Origin of the sequence: Marinobacter nauticus (genome assembly GCF_003634635.1) — a bacterium.
In the GTDB taxonomy this organism is placed as follows: Bacteria; Pseudomonadota; Gammaproteobacteria; order Pseudomonadales; family Oleiphilaceae; genus Marinobacter; species Marinobacter nauticus.
In genome coordinates, this window is sequence record NZ_RBJB01000004.1 from 649163 (window position 1) to 670020 (window position 20858).

A 20858-nucleotide genomic window follows, 5' to 3' on the forward strand; every position below is an offset into this window, starting at 1 on the left:
TGTCCTCCTGTTTATCGCTCGGCACGCTGGCCAATCACTTCCTGAACCCGCTGGTAGGGGCGGTCCGGCTTGCGCAGGGCCAGAGCAGAGAAGTTACAGGGGCCATGGCGACTGTCCAGTTGGGTTGCCAGAATGCCGTTCCAGCCGGTTCGGCAAGCCCCGGTTGAGCCGGGCAGGCAGAAAATAACCGTATGGTTGGCCAGGCCGCCAAAGGCCCGGGACTGGATGGTGGAGGTGCCGATTTCAGACGCGGACAGTCGCCGGAACTCCTCACCAAATCCGTCGATGGTTTTATCCAGCAGGGGCGCTACCGCCTCCGGCGTACTGTCACGTTCGTGGAAGCCGGTGCCGCCGGTAATAATGGCGGCGTGAATCTCCGGATCAGCAATCCATTGTGACATCAGGGCCCGGACCAGGTAGATGTCATCCGGCAGGATGCGGCGGGCCACCAGCCGGTGACCGGCCTCGACAACACTGTCCTCAAGAAACTGGCCAGACGTGTCTTCATCCGGGCCTCGGGTGTCCGAGACGGTCAGAAGGGCGATGTTCAGGGGCTTCAGTTCGCTGGTGCGATCACTGCTCATGGGGTAGGCTCCGGAAGTCTGTCATCAATCATAGGCTCAGTATCCTGATCTGCTGCGTGGTTGGGAAGGGAGTAACCCATCAGAGGGAGCCCCAGAACGAGTGAACCCCATGCCAAAAACCGGCTTAATTTTGTTCAGGGGCTTGACATTCGCGCTAAAGGTGGCCGATGATGCCGTTGCCCGGCGAACAGTTGTTCCCACTCTCTGGCTTCGGCATTTAATATCCGGCTTCCATCTACACCGGTTGCTCCATCTGCCAGCACCTTTGTTTCATTTTTGATTCGATCAACACGTTCAGGGGCGCCCCTGTCATTCCAACAGTCGTTTACTTCCATTCCTGAAAATCCAACAAACTATGAATCTTACTGAACTCAAGCAGAAATCCGTGCCCGAATTGCTCGATATCGCGCAAGAAATGGGCCTCGACAACCTGGCTCGTTCGCGCAAACAGGATGTAATCTTCACCATCCTGAAAAAACACGCCAAAAGCGGCGAAGACATATACGGTGACGGTGTACTGGAGATTCTGCAGGATGGTTTCGGCTTCCTCCGCTCCGCCGATGCCTCATACCTGGCCGGGCCGGACGATATTTACGTTTCCCCCAGCCAGATCCGCCGGTTCAACCTGCGCACCGGTGACACCATCTCGGGCAAGATCCGGCCCCCGAAAGACGGTGAGCGTTACTTTGCCCTGCTGAAAGTCAACGAGATCAACTTTGACAAGCCGGATAACGCCCGCAACAAGATTCTGTTCGAGAACCTGACGCCGCTGTTCCCGGATGAGCGTCTGACGCTTGAAGCTGGTAACGGCAGCACTGAGGATCTCTCCTCACGGGTTCTGGACCTGGTGGCGCCCATTGGTAAGGGGCAGCGAGGCCTGATCGTATCCCCGCCCAAGGCCGGTAAGACGCTGCTGATGCAGAGCATTGCCCAGTCCATCACCCGTAACAATCCAGAGTGCCATGTAATGGTTCTGCTGATTGACGAGCGGCCAGAGGAAGTGACCGAGATGCAGCGCACTGTGCGCGGCGAAGTCATCGCCTCCACTTTTGACGAGCCGCCGGCCCGTCACGTGCAGGTGGCCGAGATGGTGATCGAAAAGGCCAAGCGCCTGGTCGAGCACAAGAAAGATGTGGTTATTCTGCTGGACTCCATAACCCGTCTGGCCCGTGCCTACAATACGGTCATTCCTTCCTCCGGTAAGGTGTTGACCGGTGGTGTTGATGCCCACGCCCTGGAAAAGCCCAAGCGTTTCTTCGGTGCTGCCCGTAATGTGGAAGAAGGTGGCAGCCTGACCATTCTTGCGACCGCGCTGGTGAATACCGGTTCCAAGATGGACGAGGTGATCTACGAGGAGTTCAAGGGCACCGGCAACATGGAGATCCATCTGGATCGCAAGATTGCCGAAAAACGGACATACCCGGCCATCAACATCCGCAGCTCCGGCACTCGCCGCGAAGACCTGTTGATGTCCGAAGCCGACATCCAGCGTGTGTGGATTCTGCGCAAACTACTGCACTCCATGGACGACGATACCGCCGCCATCGAGTTCCTGCTGGATAAACTCAGGGACACCAAGACCAACGACGAGTTCTTCCAGTCCATGAAGCGTCGGTGATACTGACTCCGATTTCCGACCGGCGGGCATTCTTATGGAATGTCCGGCTGGTCGGGGCGGATTCCCTCCCCAGCATTCAAGCTGCTCAGGCCAATACCTGAACTCAGGTCTGAATCCAGACCAGAAAAAACTCCGTAGTACCGTAGACCAGAAACGGAGCACACCATGAAATACAACGACCTTCGGGACTTTGTCAGCCAGCTGGAAAAGCTGGGTGAGCTCAAGCGCATTACTGCCGAAGTTGACCCCCACCTGGAAATGACCGAAATCTGTGACCGCACCCTGCGTGCCGGTGGTCCGGCGTTGTTGTTCGAGAATCCGAAAGGCTACGATATGCCGGTGTTGGCCAACCTGTTCGGAACACCGAAACGGGTGGCACTGGGCATGGGGCAGGACGATGTGGCAGCGTTGCGGGAGATTGGCAAGCTGCTGGCGTTTCTGAAAGAGCCGGATCCCCCCAAGGGCTTCAAGGACGCCATTGAAAAACTGCCATTATTCCGGCAGGTCATGCGCATGAGCCCCAAGGTGTTGCGCTCGGCACCCTGCCAAGATGTAGTGATTGAAAAAGACAAGGTGGATCTGTACCAGATACCGGTCCAGCACTGCTGGCCGGGTGACGCCGGTCCTCTGGTGACCTGGCCGCTGGTGATTACCCGTGGCCCCAACAAGGAACGTCAGAACCTGGGTATCTACCGGCAGCAGGTGATTGGTCGTAACCGTCTGATTATGCGCTGGCTCAGCCATCGGGGGGGCGCCCTGGATTACCAGGAGTTCCGTAAGGCCAACCCGGACAAGCCCTATCCGGTTGCGGTCGCACTGGGTGCTGATCCGGCCACCATTCTGGGTGCCGTTACCCCGGTGCCGGATACGCTGTCTGAATATGCTTTTGCAGGATTGCTGCGAGGGAGTCGAACGGAACTGGTGAATGCGGGCCTGAGCGATCTTCAGGTACCGGCCAGTGCCGAGATTGTACTGGAAGGCTTTATTTACCCGGACGATATGGCGCCGGAAGGGCCGTTTGGTGATCACACCGGGTATTACAACGAAGTGGATCAGTTCCCGGTGTTTACCGTGGAACGCATTACCCACCGCCGGGATCCGATCTATCACAGCACCTATACTGGCCGTCCACCGGACGAGCCGGCGATTCTCGGAGTGGCGCTGAACGAGGTGTTCATTCCAATCCTGCAGAAGCAGTTTCCGGAAATTGTCGATTTCTATCTGCCTCCGGAAGGCTGTTCCTACCGGCTTGCCGTAGTCACCATGAAGAAGCAGTATCCCGGCCATGCCAAGCGGGTGATGATGGGGGTATCGTCATTCCTGCGGCAATTCATGTACACCAAGTTTGTGATTGTCACCGATGACGACGTCAATGCCCGTAACTGGGAAGACGTGATCTGGGCCATTACTACGCGGATGGATCCGGCCCGGGACACCACCCTGGTGGAAAACACCCCGATTGATTATCTGGACTTTGCCTCGCCGGTGTCTGGGCTCGGCTCGAAGATGGGGATGGACGCCACCAACAAGTGGCCCGGAGAGACCGACCGGGAGTGGGGCACTGCCATCGCTATGACCGACGAGGTTAAACAGCGGGTGGATGACATCTGGGACAGCCTGGGGATTGAAATTCCCGGTGCCCGCCCCGACTGACAGGGGGCAGAGAGTGTTTCGGATACGCCTGCAGCCATCGGGGCTTGGTTACGGTGCGGATCAGGCTGAAGACCTGTTGTCTGCAGCGGCCGCAGCCGGAATACGGGTGCCGGCAGCCTGCCGAAACGGCGTTTGCGAAATCTGTGAGGCCCGGTTGCTGAAAGGTCGGGCGCTGAATACCCGAAATCAACATTCTATCGCGGTTGGCGAGCCACTGATGATGTGTCGGACACGGCCGCTCGCCGACCTTGAACTGGAGATACCCGCCGTTATGGCATCAGGAAATTACCAGCCCCGCCAGTACCAGGCGAAGGTAATCGACGTACGTTCCATCAGTCACGATGTGTACCGGGTGGCCTTGCAGCTTCCCCGGCGGAGGGATGTGGCTTTCCATGCCGGGCAGTATCTGTCGGTGATTCTGCCCGGAGCTGACCCCTGCTATTTCTCGATTGCCAGCAGCCCCTCAGCAGAGCAGATCGAACTGCACATCCAGGCGTCGCCCGACTGGATCTCGGCCCAGAAAGTCATCGATGCGCTGACTTCCGGCCAGGATGTGACGGTGGAACTGCCCCATGGCAAGGCCTGCCTGGCCAGTATGCCGGACAAACCCCTGCTGCTGGTGGCGGCAGGTACCGGTTTTGCCCAGATGAAAAGCCTGGTGGATTACCTGCGGGAAACCCGTTACCAGAAGCCAGTCAAACTGTTCTGGGGCGTGCGCAAGCACGAGGACATGTACCTGCGTTCTCTCGCGCAGCAGTGGCAGGAGGAGTGGGCGCCGTTCAGCTTTTTGCCGGTGGTGGGAGACGATGAAGACAATGACTGGGGCGGTCACCACGACCAACTGGTCAGGGCTGTGCTGGCTTCAGGGTTCGATTGGCAGGACGTGGAAGTTCATGCCAGTGGCTCGCCCACCATGGTGTATACCCTGATGGATGCGCTGGTGGAGGCTGGCCTTCCGGAGCAGGCCTTTTTCTCGGATGTTCTGGAGTATGCTCCCCGCAGCTGACAGTTTCAGTGGGCGCTATCAACAAGGGCCGGCAATTTGCCGGCCCTTGTTGATTGTCTGAATCAAAGACTGCGAAGTCTCAGGCCCGGGGCATGGGCAGGTCGGGCAGGCCATGGTCGGTTTCCAGCCCCTGCATCAGCAGCTTGATGCTGGCTTCTTCCTCGCCCATATGGGCATTCAGCCGGCTCAGCTCCGCGAGGGTTTCACGATTACGGCGTAATTTCAGACTGGTTTCAAAGTACTCCCGTGCTTTTCCCCACAGCTCATTACGCAGGCTGAGCCGGCCCAGTGCCAGCAACAGCTCGGGGTTGTTGGTGCGATGTTTCAGCCACTGTTCGGCAATCAATAGCTGTTCCTCCGGATCCTGACCCTGAATCCGGCCATACAGGTTGATCAGCTCGTCGCTCCAGTGATTACGCAGTACCTTTCTCAGCAGCGTTTCTGCCTGGGCCTCATCACCCAGTCCCGCCAGCAGTCGGGCGTAGTCGCGGATGGTGTACTCATCCCGGCGCACAAAGCCCGGCAGTTCGTCCCACAGGCGAGTCAGCGGTTCCAGGCTGGCTTCGGGGTTTTCCTTGCGGCTGCGTTGGCATTCCTCGGCGGCCTGTTCCAGCAGGTTTTGCCAGACCTGACGTTCCAGTTCGTTCAGTTCGCTCTCTGGCACCACACTGCGCTTGCGCAGTTCCGGAATAAGACGGGACAGCTCGCGCCAGTCCTCCAGACGCAGATAGGCGTTCTTCAGCAGCTTGAGGACAAACGGGTGATGTGGAGATTCCTTGCGTAGGCGCAGCAGGGTCGCCAAAGCCTGCTCGGGCCGGTTGCCGGCCAGTTGCAGCTGGGCCTGGGTCAACCCCACCGCCATGCTGGAGCCAGGTGTGCTTTCAAAGGCCTTGCGCAGCAGTTCATCGACCGCTTCATGGTCGCCGGACTCGAACGCGGCCTGGGCCGCCGCGAGATAGTTGATCAGGGGGGTGTCGGCATGGCTGGCAGAGCTGGACAGTAGCTTACGGGCGCGGGGCCAGTTGCCTTCGGCCAGAGCCAGGAGGCCTCGTGTGGTCCGGCGCCGGGCCCGGCGCTCATTACCGCGGGCAATCCAACCCGCCATCACACCGGTGCCCTGGCGGAAGCGGCGCACCGTGTTGATGAGGGTGACGGTCAGCAGGATGATCACCAGAATCAGCCCCAACCCGACCCAGAAATTGGTTTCAATCAGGTAGTTGCCCAGGCTGATGCGGATATAGCCCAGGTCGTAGGTCAACCCCAGGGAAAGCCCGGTGCCCACCAGAAGGGCAAGCAGCAGGATCAGCAATACGCGGATCATGACTCATCGCCCCCGTTGGCCGCCTTGCTGTCGGCATCGTTGTCGCCTGTGGCCAGGCGCCCCGCCAACCGCTCCTTCAGCAGGCTCAGGGACTGGCTGATATCCGGCAGTTCGGGGTCTACGTTGCGCTCGGCCAGTTCGTTCAGGGTCTCGTTGAGCCCGCGAATGGCCGGGTTGGTGCCGTCATACCAGTCGTTGATGGTGGTGATGGCCTTGTTCAGAGCGCGTTCATACAGTGGCTGATTGCCCCGCAAGACCGCCATTTCAGCTTCTTCCAGCATCAGTTGCAGGTTGAGACGGGCCCAGGCGCTCTGGTCCGGAGACAACAGGGGTTTTACCGGTTCGTCCATCCGGCGGATCACAACGACTTCCTTGAGGGTGCCCAGGAACCGGTTCCAGCCTCTGGTGAACATGTTGCTGCCGTCAGACGGCGCATTCTGGTCTTCGACCATGTCGAATCCCGGCGCCTGATCACTGATCAGGGCCTGGTCGGTGAGATCGTTGACGCTGGCGATGGCAGCCTCCAGTCTCAGGTATAGTCCGGTGCGGTCGACACCCTGAATGCCTCTCAAGGACTGGATTTCCCGTGCCAGTTGCTGGCGTACCGGATAAACCCCGATATCGTCGGATTCCCGCAACACCTCATCGGCCGATTCCAAGGCGGACAGTGAACCGCGGATGTCTTTTTCAATCAGCAGGCGCTGGTTGGCAATACGCAGCAGATATTCGGCTTCCGCCAGCAGCCAGTCGGTGCGGGTGCGGTTGCCGGCTTCCAGCAATTCGCGGGCGGTGTGATCGATCTGGCGTTGCTGGGTGGCAATCAGCTCCCGCTGTTCCGCCACGCGGTTTTCCAGTGCCTGAAGCCGCTCGCTCTGTTCGCTGTCGCGGTTGCCGTAAAGGCTTTCCAGCTGGTTTGTATCCTGCCGGAGGTCCTGAACCACCTGCAGGGTGGCCTGGTGCTTCTGCCACTGTTGCCAGTTCCAGAGCCCAAGGGCAATCGCCAGAATCAGCGCGAGAACCGCCACAATCCACACTGGCCACAAGCGTGGGCGTTCTGGCCTGGCGGGTTGTACGGGAGCGGGGAGTTGTTTTGTTGTTTCAGTCACGGGCATCCTTACTTGGTTATCCGTTGTCACCGGCCTCCTGCGACAGGCAGGAAGCAACACTGATGACCAGGTCGTCATCGTTCAGGCTACCGGGCACCAGTGGCTTGCGGAAGCCCAGCGCGCGCGCCTGTTCCGCTACACGCTCCGCAGGTACTACGATTATGTCGGGCGTCAGAGCCAATTGGTATCTGTGGCCCAGCTCCACCAGATTGTTCAGGGTTTCGCCGGAAAGCGCAATCACCACCTCGGGGTGGAAGTCGGCAACCAGAGCCTTCACCTGTTTTGCAGAATAGTACGGCAGCACGCGCCGGTACAGGGGCAGGGTGGTAATCCGTGCGCCCCGTTGCGCCAGGGTCTCACGAATCAGTTCCCGGCCATGCTCGCCCCGAGCCAGCAGAACTTTCTCTCCGTCAACGCGCTGCAGTGATGGCAGCGCCAGCAACGCTTCGCTGGTCCAGCCTTCGGCGGGCATTCTCGGTTTCAGGCCATGTTCGCGAAAGACCGCGGCGGTGCCGGCGCCCACTCCGTACCATTGCAGGCCGGCGGGAAGTTGAGGCCACCAGTGGTCGATTTCCTCCATCAGCCGGCGGGCGGCATAGGGGCTGACCGCGATGATGTGGGAAAAGTTGTCCAGCTGCTGCAGGATGCCGCGCTGCTCCGGGGTTTCCGGTAAAGGCTCGCGCGCCATCATCGGCATCACCCGGGCATCGGCACCGGCCTTACGAAAGGCCTCGGCGAGGCGGCTGGCTTCGGGCTCGGGCCGGCAGATCAATACACGCCGGCCCTGGAGTTCAGACGGTTGCTGAAACTCAGCGTGGGGTGTGGCCATAGATTTCAGCCAGCACCTTGTCGGCCCCCATGGACAGCAGCTGTTCTGCCAGTTCACGGCCCAGACGTTCACCTTCGGCGCGCGGGGCACGGCCTTCCACCCGGAAAATCTGGGTACCATCGACTGCGCCAACCAGGCCCCGCAGCCACAGGGTGTTATCGTCTTCCAGCAGGGCATAGGCGGCAATGGGCACCTGGCAACCGCCTTCAAGGCGACGGTTCAGCGCCCGCTCAGCGCTGACGCGGTCCCAAGTGTCGGTGTGATTGAGCGGGTCAATCAGCTCCAGAAGTTCCGTGTCACCGACCCGGCATTCGATGCCCAAAGCACCCTGGCCAACGGCTGGCAGGGAAAACGTGTCTGGCAGACAGTAACGGATACGGTCGTGGAAGCCGAGACGCTTCAGGCCGGAGCTGGCCAGTACAATGGCGTCGTATTCACCGGCATCGAGTTTCGCCAACCGGGTATTCACGTTGCCACGCAGTACCTTGATCTGAAGATCCGGGCGGTTGGCCCGCAGCTGGGCTTCCCGACGCAGGCTGGCGGTGCCTACTACCGCGCCCTCAGGCAGCTGGTCGATGTGTTCATACTGATTGCTGACGAAGGCATCGGTGGGGTCTTCACGCTCGCAAATGGCGACCAGCCCCAAGCCCTCGGGGAATTCCATGGGCACGTCTTTCATGGAATGCACGGCCAGATCGGCACGGCCGTCCAGCATGGCTTCTTCGAGCTCCTTCACGAACAGGCCCTTGCCGCCGATCTTGGCCAGGGGGACGTCCAGGATCTTGTCGCCCTGGGTCTTGATCTTGATCAGTTCAACGTCAACGTTGTCATGCAGCCTTTCCAGCTCGGCCTTGATGAATTCCGCCTGCCACAGCGCCAGTGCGCTGCTGCGGGTTGCAATGCGAAGGGTACGTTTGGACATGTCACTCACTGTCGTTCGGGAAAATGTGCCCACAAGGTTACCTTGTGGCAGAAAAAAAGTCCCGCGGTGAACCCCCGCCTACCCCCTCAGGGGGAGGGTTGGTGTTCGTGTAACCATTGGCGGACCGTACTGGCATGGCGGCGGCTGACCGGCAGTAGGGTGGCATTGCCTTTCAGTGCCAGCTGATTCTGTCCATCGGACGACCGCCGCAGCCCCTGGATAAAGCGCACGCCAACCAGTGTGTGTCGGTGGACGCGCAGAAGGTGATCCGGGTAAGCCTGCTCCAGTTCTTTCAGGGTGTAGTCGCACACCGTCTCGCCGTGGCGGTGGTGCAGAGTCACGTACTTCTGGTCGGCCTCACAGTAGTACAGATCTGACAGGTCGATCAGTTCGGTACCTCGGTGCGTGCGCACCGCCAGTTGGTCGTTACCGGCATCGGTACTTTGCGCCAGGGCTTGCCTCTGTACCCGGTTCAGCTTGCCGGCCCGGGCCAGAGCATCGGCCAGCGCCTCACGCCGGACCGGTTTGAGCAGATAGGCGACGGCGCGAACCTCGAACGCCTGGATGGCATAGTGGTCATAGGCGGTACAAAAAATCACTGCGGGCGGATTGTGGAGCTTGCTGAGCTGGTCGGCTGCTTCCATGCCATCCATGCCGGGCATACGGATGTCCAGCAGCAGGATGTCCGGTTCCAGTTCGGCCACTTTGCACAAGGTGTCGTTGCCATCCACCGCTTCGCCACAAACCCGGTAATCCGGCAGGGCTTCCAGCAGGCGCTGAATGCGCTGGCGGGCGAGAGGTTCGTCATCGGCAATCAGTACGCGTTTGCTGTCTTCGATATTCATGGCCTGTTTCGTGACTGACGGTTGCTGGTATTGATGCTGCGCCGGGGCAGGCGAAGAGTGACGGTGTAGGTATTGCCCTGGCGGCTGTGTTTGAGCACGGCCGGTTCGCCAAACAGTGCCTGTAGTCTGGCCTGGGTGTTACTCAGGGCAACGCGGTTGCCCTGGTGCTGGCGTTCCGTAGATTCCGGCGCGGGATTCTGCACCAGAAGGTAGACAAAGTGATCCTTGGCCGATACTTCGACCCGGACGACACCGCCTTTCGGCCGCGGCTGGATGCCGTGATAGATGGCATTTTCCACCAGCGGCTGCAGTGTCAGGGGTGGTATTACCTGTTGCCCAAGCCCGGGTTGAATATCCCACTCCAGCTGCAGGCGTTCCCCCAGTCTCAGAGACTCAATCGCCAGGTAACGCTGGCACAGTTCCAGCTCACGGTTCAGGGGAATGAGCTGGTCGTCGGTGCGCAGGCTGGCCCGGAACAGTTCCGACAGATCCAGCACCGCTTCTTCCGCCTGCTCCGGATTGGAGGCAATCAGGCTGGCAATGGTGTTCATGCTGTTAAACAGAAAGTGTGGCTGGATCCGGGCCTGCAAGGAGGTCAGCCGGGCCTGCATTTCCGCCTCTCGCTGTTGCTGCCACTGGTGCTGAAGGTAAAAATAACGCAGCACCATCAGGACGATCAGCAATGCCAGTAACAGCTTTTTGGCAATGCCGTGCCAGAGTGCCACGCCTGGCTGCGGGTGCAATACGCTGTCGGCAAACAGGCTGAATGCCAGTACGTCCAGCAAGACAATGGTGACGATGGTCAGTGTGGCGCGGCTGTTGCTCAAACGAGCCAGGCGGGGGCGCAACAGACAGATCAGTGCGGCGCTGGTGAGGGTGGTCCATTGCACGAACAGGGACAGCAGACCGAAGTAGTTCCAGTCGATCCAGCTGTTCTGTGCCTGCACGATGGCCAGCACCAGAACCAGAAGTTCGCTGGTAATCAGTAGCATGAACACAGCCCGCACGCGACACAGATCGGGCACGTAGAAGCTGTCGGTGTCCTTGTGGTTCATGCCTTTGTCGGGTTTCAGGGGAGTCTCCTTAACCGGGGCCGGAATGCTATACTGCCGCAACTTTTCACTTATCCATTGCCGGCATGATGATGCCGGGCTGTCAGCAGGAAAGATAGACCATGACGGATCAGAAAAAGTCTGACCAGACCACATCCTCCGAAAAACCCTGGGGTGGCCGCTTCAGCGAGCCTACCGATGCCTTTGTTGAACGCTTTACCGCCTCGGTGGGCTTCGACCAGCGCCTGTATCATCATGATATTACCGGCTCCATCGCCCATGCCACCATGTTGGCGAAGGTGGGTGTGCTGACGGAGGCCGAGCGCGACCAGATCATCGACGGCCTGAAAGGCGTGAAGGAAGACATCGAAGCCGGCCGCTTCGAATGGTCCGTCAGCCTGGAAGATGTGCACATGAACATCGAAGCCCGGCTCACCGATCGCATCGGCATCACCGGCAAGAAACTGCATACCGGCCGCAGCCGGAATGATCAGGTCGCCACCGATATCCGCCTCTACCTGCGCGATGAAATCGACGTGATTGCCGAGGAACTGGCCCGTCTGCAGGCTGGCTTGCTGGACCTGGCCGAGCGCGAGGCAGACACCATTATGCCCGGCTTTACCCACCTGCAGACCGCCCAGCCGGTTACCTTTGGCCACCATTTGCTGGCCTGGTACGAAATGTTGGTGCGTGATGCCGATCGTCTGCAGGATTGCCGCAAGCGGGTGAACGTGATGCCTCTGGGTGCTGCTGCCCTGGCCGGCACCACTTACCCGATTGACCGCAATCTGACCGCCGAACTGCTGGGCTTTGACCGGCCCACTGAAAACAGCCTGGATTCGGTCTCCGACCGGGATTTCGCCATTGAATTCTGCAGTTTCGCCGCGCTGCTGATGACCCACCTGTCCCGGTTCAGCGAAGAGTTGGTGCTCTGGACCTCCGCCCAGTTCGATTTCATCGACCTGCCGGACCGGTTCTGCACCGGTTCCTCGATCATGCCCCAGAAGAAAAACCCGGATGTACCCGAGCTGGTGCGTGGCAAGACCGGCCGGGTCAATGGCCATCTGATCAGCCTGCTGACCCTGATGAAGAGCCAGCCGCTGGCCTACAACAAGGACAACCAGGAAGACAAAGAGCCGCTGTTCGACACGGTCGATACCATCAAGGGCTGCCTGAAGGCTTACGCCGACATGATCCCGGCCATCAGGGCCAAGGCCGACAACATGCGGGTAGCCGCCAAGCGGGGCTTCTCCACCGCCACGGATCTGGCCGATTACCTGGTCAAGAAAGGCGTGCCGTTCCGTGATGCCCATGAGATTGTCGGCAAGTCAGTTGCTTTCGGTGTCGCCGAAGGTCGTGACCTGTCAGACATGACGCTGGAGGAACTTCGACAGTTCTCCGATGTGATCGGCGAGGATGTGTTCGACGTGCTGACCCTGGAAGGTTCCGTGCAGGCCCGTGATCATCTGGGTGGCACTGCGCCAAACCAGGTACGTGCAGCGGTGGCCCGCGCTCGGAAAACTCTGGCATAGTCCATTGGCTGTCATGGGCGTGTCAGTTTAGAAAAAAAATTATGACAAAACCGTAAAGCGCGGTTTTGTCATAAATACACAATATCGGCTAGGATTGTCCGACTATCTCTACCTGTTTGCTGCCGTCAACAAGGACGCTGACGATGAGCTTTATGAAACTGGTCAGGCCTTCAGAGTTGAAGGCCCTCGACATTCCCTTTGTTGAAACTCCCTTTTTTGCTGCTGACAGGGCCCGTCTCCTGGTTGAGCAGGACAACCATCTTCGTTCAAGCATGCTATCGCTGTTCAGGCATGGCCCCGGTGACTGGCGGAACCTAGCGGAAACTGTTCACCGTGCGGTGAGAGACGGCGAGCTGATGCTGGTCTGTTCGGAGTGGAATAAGCCTTTCTCGCCGATGGTGACCTGGCGGCCAGACAACAGTCTGCCTGCCGGAGGCCAGTGGCGGTTAGACCGCAGTTGGCTGAACGTTCCATCTGAGATTGAGTGTGCAGTAGCAGAGCTGAACAACTGTGGCATCACCTGCGAGCAGTTGCGCCAATCCGAATCCTGGGGTGTCGGGTCGCTGGAAGTGAACATGTTCTCAATGAACTACCGACAGAGTCAGCGCCGGGAGCGGGCGGCTCAAGGTAGCGTGGATGACCGCCGGCTGAGCCTGCCCTTAGGGGCTTCCGCACTGGTGGCTCCCGTGTTGATGTCTGCAGCATCCGCAACCGAAGACGCTAAGGCAGACTCCTCTCAGGCACCCGCCCCAAAGATACACCTGGAAGTGGGCCTGTTTACCGATGGCACCATGAACAACGCCGCCAATACCCGGGCCTTCGTTGAGCAGCTGGAGCAGGAGTGCCTGATTCCCTACGAAAATAACACCATCGGCCGGGAAGAGTGTGAGCGGCGGATGGGTCTGATGTTGGGCGACAGTTACGCCAATGCGGCCAGCAATGTGGCGAAGCTTTGGGATTTGTACGTCGAAGACGAAAAAGAGGAGGAGGGTACCAGCACCTACCGGCGTAAAATTTATGCTCCTGGGGCTGGCACCAAGACTGGCGAGGATGATGTGATGTATAGCGCAGCCACCGGCATGGGGGAGGCCGGCGTTATCGCACAGGTGGACTATGCTTTCTCGCAACTGGCCTTGCGGGTGAAAGAAGTCTTGCAGAACCTGCCCGCCGACCGTCTGGACAAACCCATCGACAAACTTACGTTGGACCTGTTCGGCTTCAGCCGGGGCGCGGCGGCTGGCCGCCATACTGCACACGAGATAAATCAGGGGGAGAATGGTCTGCTGGCCCAGATGCTGGCTGACAGCGGTATCCTCTGGCCGAAGACGGTAGAAATTCGCTTCGTGGGGCTGTTCGACTCCGTGGCCGCCATCGTTAACCTCGCTGCTGGTGATGCGTTGGCCCATAACAACCGCAACCACCCGGTGGAGTTGTACCTGGATCCAGGCAAGGTGGGCCAGGCGGTGCACCTGACCGCGGCCCATGAGCACCGCAGGAACTTTGCCCTGAACAGTCTGCGAAGCCGCGACGGCAGCTTGCCGGCCAACTTCCGGGAAATTTCCCTGCCGGGCGTTCATTCCGATATTGGCGGTGGCTACGGCGACAGCCAGCGAGAGGACGTGCTGTTAAGCCTCAGGTTACAGGTGCCTCGCGACCGGCTGAGCAGGCCGGACCAAACCCTCCAATGGGATAACCTGGAGGCCAAGCGGCAACAGATAGAGGCGGCAGGCTGGATTGGCCCATATAATCTGCCGGTACGGCAATCCGAGCAATTGCAGGCATGGCCGAAAGACCAGGGCCCGGAAGGGCCAGCCCGGCTGGATATTGTCACCCTGCGCCACGAGCACCCGGCCCAGGATGGCCGGGTAGAACTGGTGTTGCGGATGCTGCGCCAGGTGCGGGGGGAGTATTCGCAGGTGGCCGTGAGGTTGATGCATCGGTTGGCCACCGATAGCGGTGTGCCGCTGCAAGATATCGATACCAAAAAAACCGACAATACCCTGCCAGAGGAACTGATCCCCATCCTGCAACAAATTCTAGAGCAAGTTGAACAAGGGAGCGATGCCCCCTCACTGGCTACTGAATATGAGCATCTGTTGCTCCAGCGCTATATCCATTACTCGGCGCACTACAACGCTATTGAGACCATGGTGGCGGGCTTGCCTGCGAAGTTGCAGGGGGTTCATCCCAATGCACCAGCACCTTCAGGCGAGCGCCTGGTGTATCCACAGACAGAGGGCGACTAATGATTCAGAAAATTCTGGCCATGGGAGTCATGGCCATCGCCCTGTTGGGCAGCGGCTGTTCGGCGTGGTCGAAGGCGGACGACACTCTTTGGATGATCAGGATAGCGGCGCCACAGCACTATGAAGTGTGGGTGACTGATATGTTCCTGGAGAAGTCGGGGGAGCGGAGCTGGCGCCAGCCGATAGGCACGGTGGGGTGCTGCTGGAAGGGTGCCCGTGGCCCAACCGGGCCTGGGGGCAGAGCTGACCCCTTTCCGGAACTGATTCTGGTCAAGTGGTTTTCCTACGCGGAGCAGAAATATTACACCAAGATCATTCAGGTGCCGGAAGACCTGCTGGACCGAATGCGGGAGCCCGCAACCTATGTTACGCAGGTTGATGTGCGCTCAGGCCCCCGGAACCTCCTGACCATTGGCCTGGCGCCCGGCGGTACCGTGGTGGTCTGGATTTCGAACCAGATTGGCAATGAGATCGAGGTGATGCGGATGCAGGCGACGGAAGTGCCGGGTGACCCGGATGATTTTGAGGTAGGCACCAGAAATTATCTCGAAAAACACGGTGACTACCTCAGGGAACACGGCGTCCCTATGGAGGGCTGGTAAGCGGCCGCGGAAGCGGTTCTAAAGTGACCCAGTGTGAGGTCGGGGTAGAACGAAGCCTGCCCTCAACATAACTTAGCCGCCGATCCAGCCCGTACTCAGCTCAACCCCCACCGGCTTCAGCTCCGCCAGCGGTCGGGGTCTTGATAACCGGTAACCCTGGCCAAAATGGATGCCCAGGGTACGGACCTTTCTCAGGGTCTCGTCGCTCTCGATAAAGGTGGCAACGGTCTCCTTGCCTGCGGCTTCTGCAATACGATGCAGGGCATCCACCATTACTTGCTGAACCGGGTCATCTTCCAGATGATCCATCACCCGTCTGTCCAGTTTGATGATATCCACCGGCAGGTGGGCGGCCAGACTGTAGCTTTCCACCGAGGCGCCAGCGCCCTCCAACGCCACTCGGCAACCGATTCGATGCAGGGCATCGCAGAGCACGGCCACTTCGTCCGGATACTGGGTGGCATGGGCTTCCCGGATCTCCAGGCAGAAGCACTCCGCCCGGAACGGTGAGGGTGCCAGTAGCTGTTCCATGAAGTCGGCAAAGGTGTCATCCAGTACCGAGGCCAGAGACAGGTTGAAGCCGCAGTATTTCAGCCTTGGTTCCAGCAGTCGGTGCTGCCCCAGCCAGTCCAGGGTCTGACGAATGACCTGACGGTCCAGCCGTTTGGCCAGGTCAAAGCGCTCGGCCAGGGGCAGGAACTGTCCGGGCAGGAGTGTGGTGTCGTCCGGTTCCTGGCCGGGAATGCGGCACAGTATTTCAATATGGTCGCCCCAGGTCACACTCGCCACCGGCTTCAGGGCCTGGAACTCAAGGATCAGTCGATGCTGGTCCAGAGCCTGGCGCAGCTGTTCCATCTGCTTGTCTGTGCCGGTATCGCCGGCGGCATCCGGTAGCGCATGGGCAGTGTGGATCCGGTTCCGGCCTGAGGTCTTGGCGGTATGGCACAGGTCTGCAGCCTGTGTGAGCAGCGTGTCGGCCCGCTCTGGCAACTCACTGTCCAGAATCAGCAGACCACCGCTGGTGCTGGTCTGCAGCGTTTGCCCCTGCCATTCAAACTTGAACTGGGCAATCTGTTCGCGGATTTCCTCGGCGATCTTTCTCGCTCTGGGTTCCGGGCAATTCTCGATGAACAGCGCAAAGGTATCGCCGGCCAGTCGTGCCAGGGCATCACGCTGTCGTACGCGCAGCCCGAGCATGGCGGCCAGTTCCCGCAGGTAGCGGTCGCAGGTGCCGCTGCCAGCGTCCTCGTTGAACTGTTCGAAGTTGTCCAGGTCCAGAAACAGCAGGCCGTCGGTGCTCTGGCGTTTGTGGCGATGGCCCATGGCCCGTTCCAGGTGTTCGATGAAGGAACGGCGATTCATCAGCCCGGTGACCGGATCGTGTCGCATGCGGTAATCGCTGTTGCTGGTGTGCTGGATCCGGTTGCTGATATCCCGTGCAACATGAACGGCCCCGGTGACCTCACCCCGGTCTCCGCGGATGCTCTGGAAGTGAAACTCGTAAATCGGCAGTCCCTCTCCCTGGCGGTTCAGGGGCATTTCTGCCACAAAATGCTCACGGTCGAAGGCCCGTTGCCATAGCCGTTCGATCAGTCTCCGCTCATTGGGGAAGTCCTTCAGAAGGCTGCGCAGGTTGTCTCCGGTCTTTGGCGTCAGGTCAAAGGCGTGTTGAAACTGCTGGCACCAGGGGGTGTTGAAATGCAACAGTCTGAACTCGGTGTCGATGGCTACCACCAGATCAGAGGATGCGGCGGTCGTGGCTTGAAGAATCTGCTGAGCCTGTTGTTTTTCCAGATCGTGGACCATGGCCTCGCTGTGGTTGACCATCACGCCGCCGAGTTTTTGCACCCGGCCGCCGTTCTTCAGAGCACGACCGGCCAGAGTAACCCGTTGTGGCCGTTGCCGGCTGGTGAGAATGGTCAGGTCCATGCTGAACGGCTGGCCGGTGCGCATACAGCGCCTGAACATCGCTCGTACCCGGTTCTGGCCTGTCTGGCAATAAAACAGCGCCTGTTCCGGTGTCAGCTCGCTGCCGGCTTTGAGTTCCAGCAGGCGGTACATACCTTCGGACCAGCTGATCTCGTTGCTGGGCATGTCCAGTTCCCAGAGACCAAAGCCGGCACTCTGTTCCGCCAGTCGTTGAATCCGGCTATCCATGGCATCGCTGTCCCTGAGGGTAATCGAGGCGGTAGCGGCCTGGTCTGAATCCCGGATCTCCATTCGCAGCCCGAGCAGGGCAGTAAAGAAAAAGCCATCCTTGTGGCGGAACGTCACCAGCACTGTCTGGCCATTGTCCAGCCGGTGTCGGTGGGCGGGGGCGAAGGGATCGTCCTGGCGGGAAGCCAGAATATGCTGGACTTTCTGCCCGGTCAGATCGCTGATGTCGTAGCCAAACATGGTTTCTGCATGGCGATCAGCCTGGATGATCCGGCCATCGTCATCCACCCGAAGCAGGGTGGGCCGGATAACGGGGCCCGTCGGATCGGGCCGGTAGCGTTGAATCAGAAACTCTTTCACAGCTCGGGTGCCTCGCTCGGGCTGGCAGCGTGTTCACTGCCTGTGCTTTTATTTTTTTACAGGTTTTGCCACGATTCATTCATCATACTGACTATCTTGCCGAAAATAACCTCTTGCCGGAGCTCTCTTGACCGTTCACGCCGCGCCCATAGTTCTCGATTTCGAGGATGGAATCGACCGCAAGACGCTCAGGCGCCTGCGGGACCGGTTTCTGCTGGTTAACGAGCAGCGCTGGCGGCGGGCGTGCTCGGCTCTGACCTACCGGCAGCAGATGGTGCTGGAGTTGTTGCCGCTGGTTTTTCACCGCAACCATCCGGCCTTGCCTGGCTATCTGGATGGTAACTGCCCGGACGGCTTCAATGGTTACACGCCCGGCCCGGAAGTGCTGGATGCGGCCCGCCGTTACGCCCGTAGCTTTCACTATCGTGACAAGGGCACTCGAAAGCCTGATCTGGACAGTCTGTTCCTGATGGGAAGCCCTGGCACCCTCGGCCACTCGGTGGCCAGTGATCTGGATGTCTGGCTCTGCCACCGTCAGGATTTGCCGGCGTCGGGCATTCGGTGCCTGGAGCGAAAAGCCGAAAAACTGTCGGAATGGGCCGGTGGCCTGGGGGTGGAGCTGCACGTGTTTGTGTTCTCTGCCGCCGATTGGCGGGCCGGGCGACAGCGCGTGGAAGTCACCGGGGAAAACTGCGGCAGCGCCCAGCATTTTCTGTTGCTGGATGAGTTCTACCGCACCAGCATTCACCTCGCCGGCCAATATCCGTTGTGGTGGCTGATCCCGGTAGACCGGGAGGCCGATTACGACCACTGCCGGCGACAGCTGGTGGAGTGTCGGTTTATCCAGGCCAGGGATTACATCGACTTTGGCGCGGTGCCGGACATTCCTCCCGCAGAACTGCCTGGCGCTGGCATCTGGCAGCTCTACAAAGGAATCGATGCGCCCTGGAAAGCCATCCTCAAGCTGCTGTTGATTGAATGTTACGCCACCGACCGGGAGCGACCACTGCTCTCGGCCAGCTTCAAGCAGGCGGTTCACAATGGTGTGATTAGCGCCGATGCCCTGGACCCCTACGTGCTTTTGTACCAGAGACTGGAGCAGTGGTTGCTGGCCCGTGACGGCGCAGATCGGCTGGAGCTGGTGCGCCGAAGCCTGTACCTGAAATCCGGCTTGCCGCTCAGCCGGGCGGGTATGGTAGGTGACCCCTGGCGGGTCGAGTTGTTGCGCAGCCTGGTTGAAGGCTGGGGCTGGTCATCGGAGGATCTGGGCAGGCTGGACGATCGTCAGCGCTGGTGTGCCGAGGAAGTGATGGGGTTACGCCGGCGGGTGGTTGCCGAGCTTACCCACAGTTACCGCTTGCTGGCCAGATTGGCCCGGGAACAGGATGCACAGGCGTCGATCAGCGCCAATGACATCAACCTGCTGGGCCGCAAGCTCTATGCCGCCTTCCAGCGCAAGGCCGGTAAGGTCGAGCTGATCAATCCTGGGCTGGTGCCCTCGCTGGCAGAAGAGAATCTGTCGTTTCACCATCGCAGTGAACAGGGGGCAGCCGGAGACGGCTGGTTGTTGTACCGGGATCTTGAAGATCCGTCCGACGCCTTCTGGCAGCCGGTTATTCGCCGCGCCGGCAACCTGGCTGAGTTGCTTGTCTGGTGTTACTGCAACGGGCTGCTCAGTCGCAGTACACGGTTGAATGTGCGAGCGGGCCAGAGCGTGGCGTCGGTCAGCGAGTTGAAGGAAATACTGGATGTGCTGGCTGGTTTCCTGCCGGTGCCTATGCCCCCGGCACCCCGGCAGGCCCTGTCCCGTGCAGTACGGCCGTTACGCAACCTGTTGCTGCTGAATGTGGCGGTGGACCCACAGGCTCATCTGACCGAGCGGGGGCTGCATAAACTCAGCGCCCGCAACGACTCGCTCGGGTTCAGTGGGGCCCGGGACAACCTGGTGGTGACCATCGACCAGATTACCCTGAACAGCTGGCACGAAGTCAGTCTGCAGCATTACGCGGCTGGGGATACCCTGATCCAGTGTTTGAAGAATGTGCTCGCTCAGGTGGCGATCAACCCTGCGGAATTGCCGGATATCCGAGTGATGGCGCCCAGCCGGGGGCACGGACAGGCCATTGCCCGGCGTGTGAGTGAGTTGTTTGCCGATGTGCTCCGACAGTTTTTTGCAGGCGGCACCGGCCCCCATCCCTTGCGTTATATCATCGAGATGGATCAGCGTTATTTTCTGCTCCAGTTCAATGGCCAGGAGCCGGGGTTTGTTGCCCTGGATAGCCGCGCGGCATTGATGGATGCCTTGTTCCAGCCCCAGGACAGTTTTCTGCCGGTGGTGCCGGATCGCTATGCTTTGCAGGATGCTCCCCTTTTGAAAGCGGTATGTGAAGCCTCCGAAGCCGGTAACATCCAGGTATTCTGGCAGCTGCAGGGAGACCAGGGCCAGCTCTGGGTGGTGGATGAGTATGGCAGTCTGTGGCATCGCCAGCTGAAGGCCCAGCAACGCCGTCATCTACTGGCACCGTTATTGCGATTTCTGGACAGTGTTATTGAGCGCCGGCAGTTGCGCCAGGCAGATAATCTGGAGCCGGTCGCCGGTATCCGGTGTTACGAACTGGTACGCAGGGATGGCCGATGGCTGGCCGATCCGCGGCCAGAACTGGTCGCCGGAATGCCCTTGTCCGGCCTCGAAGTGCAGGCGGTGGGCGTGCAACAGGGTGACAGCATTCTGCGCTTTGATCTGTATTGCAACGATCAGGAGTTTACCGTGCAGGAATATGGCGACCGGTTGATTCCGGCGGTGGCCCATTACATCCGCTCCCTGCGGCAGAGTCCGGACCCCTATCCGGTGTATCTGACTGACCTGCATCTGCCCCACGATCTCGATCCACAGCTGTATCAGCGCGATATCCAGACCAGCCAGTACCTGTTCTACCGGGCGCAGTTGGAAGATGCCCTAAACCAGCACCTGTCCTGAACATGTGAATCCTCGCGGTGCGGCCCGGGTGTCGGGTATACTTCGGCC

General features: G+C 59.8%; 15 protein-coding genes. 7 read left to right on the forward strand and 8 right to left on the reverse strand.

All coding sequences use genetic code 11. The features are described 5' to 3' along the window. Positions 1–11 precede the first annotated feature (11 nt). Positions 12–584: a molybdenum cofactor biosynthesis protein B gene (gene moaB, locus C7436_RS14360; protein WP_011784025.1), complete on the reverse strand. Its 573-nt coding sequence runs from the start codon at positions 582–584 to the stop codon at positions 12–14. A gap of 355 nt (positions 585–939) precedes the next feature. On the opposite strand from moaB, the gene rho reads away from it, so the two are divergent. From rho to C7436_RS14375, 3 genes are all read left to right on the forward strand, one after another. Beyond that, complete coding sequence (gene rho / locus C7436_RS14365) at positions 940–2202, forward strand: transcription termination factor Rho (RefSeq protein WP_023011768.1); 1263 nt, start codon at positions 940–942, stop codon at positions 2200–2202. 165 nt (positions 2203–2367) lie between these two features. Next, entirely contained in the window at positions 2368–3855 is a 1488-nt protein-coding gene (ubiD, locus tag C7436_RS14370; RefSeq protein WP_121208238.1) for a 4-hydroxy-3-polyprenylbenzoate decarboxylase, read from the forward strand. Between the two features lie 13 nt (positions 3856–3868). After that, positions 3869–4861, forward strand: coding sequence for a CDP-6-deoxy-delta-3,4-glucoseen reductase (locus C7436_RS14375; protein ID WP_121208239.1), 993 nt, complete (start codon positions 3869–3871; stop codon positions 4859–4861). A gap of 79 nt (positions 4862–4940) precedes the next feature. Here C7436_RS14375 and C7436_RS14380 read toward each other — a convergent pair whose 3' ends face one another. The 6 genes from C7436_RS14380 to C7436_RS14405 form a co-directional block, all read right to left on the reverse strand. Further along, positions 4941–6182, reverse strand: a complete 1242-nt coding sequence (locus C7436_RS14380) for a heme biosynthesis HemY N-terminal domain-containing protein (RefSeq protein ID WP_022992123.1) — start codon at positions 6180–6182, stop codon at positions 4941–4943. Then, a complete protein-coding gene (locus C7436_RS14385; RefSeq protein WP_228198148.1) occupies positions 6179–7294 on the reverse strand; it encodes a uroporphyrinogen-III C-methyltransferase in 1116 nt (371 codons plus the stop codon). Before C7436_RS14385 ends, C7436_RS14380 begins: the two co-directional genes overlap by 4 nt. Before the next feature lie 10 nt (positions 7295–7304). Then, positions 7305–8117: a uroporphyrinogen-III synthase gene (locus C7436_RS14390; protein ID WP_011784031.1), complete on the reverse strand. Its 813-nt coding sequence runs from the start codon at positions 8115–8117 to the stop codon at positions 7305–7307. Next, entirely contained in the window at positions 8098–9039 is a 942-nt protein-coding gene (gene hemC / locus C7436_RS14395) for a hydroxymethylbilane synthase (RefSeq protein WP_011784032.1), read from the reverse strand. Before hemC ends, C7436_RS14390 begins: the two co-directional genes overlap by 20 nt. Positions 9040–9125: 86 nt before the next feature. Then, on the reverse strand, positions 9126–9884 hold the full coding sequence (locus C7436_RS14400; protein WP_211329876.1) for a LytR/AlgR family response regulator transcription factor: 759 nt from the start codon (positions 9882–9884) through the stop codon (positions 9126–9128). Then, positions 9881–10939, reverse strand: coding sequence for a sensor histidine kinase (locus C7436_RS14405; protein WP_121208331.1), 1059 nt, complete (start codon positions 10937–10939; stop codon positions 9881–9883). Before C7436_RS14405 ends, C7436_RS14400 begins: the two co-directional genes overlap by 4 nt. Positions 10940–11058: 119 nt before the next feature. Here C7436_RS14405 and argH point away from each other — a divergent pair, with 119 nt between their 5' ends. The 3 genes from argH (at position 11059) to C7436_RS14420 (ending at position 15316) form a co-directional block, all read left to right on the forward strand. After that, positions 11059–12468 (forward strand): argininosuccinate lyase, encoded by a 1410-nt coding sequence (argH, locus tag C7436_RS14410; protein ID WP_121208240.1) that lies wholly within the window; start codon positions 11059–11061, stop codon positions 12466–12468. 143 nt (positions 12469–12611) lie between these two features. Next, a complete protein-coding gene (locus C7436_RS14415; protein WP_228198149.1) occupies positions 12612–14714 on the forward strand; it encodes a T6SS phospholipase effector Tle1-like catalytic domain-containing protein in 2103 nt (700 codons plus the stop codon). Continuing rightward, on the forward strand, positions 14714–15316 hold the full coding sequence (locus C7436_RS14420) for a DUF2931 family protein (RefSeq protein ID WP_121208241.1): 603 nt from the start codon (positions 14714–14716) through the stop codon (positions 15314–15316). Before C7436_RS14415 ends, C7436_RS14420 begins: the two co-directional genes overlap by 1 nt. A gap of 72 nt (positions 15317–15388) precedes the next feature. Here the strand turns inward: C7436_RS14420 and C7436_RS14425 are convergent, their stop codons facing one another. Further along, the gene (locus tag C7436_RS14425) at positions 15389–17833 is read right to left on the reverse strand and encodes an EAL domain-containing protein (RefSeq protein ID WP_121208242.1); all 2445 of its coding nucleotides are present in this window, start codon (positions 17831–17833) and stop codon (positions 15389–15391) included. A 127-nt stretch (positions 17834–17960) separates the two neighbouring features. Between C7436_RS14425 and C7436_RS14430 the strand changes: the two genes are divergently transcribed. Then, positions 17961–20810 (forward strand): class I adenylate cyclase, encoded by a 2850-nt coding sequence (locus tag C7436_RS14430; RefSeq protein ID WP_121208243.1) that lies wholly within the window; start codon positions 17961–17963, stop codon positions 20808–20810. Positions 20811–20858: the final 48 nt, after the last annotated feature.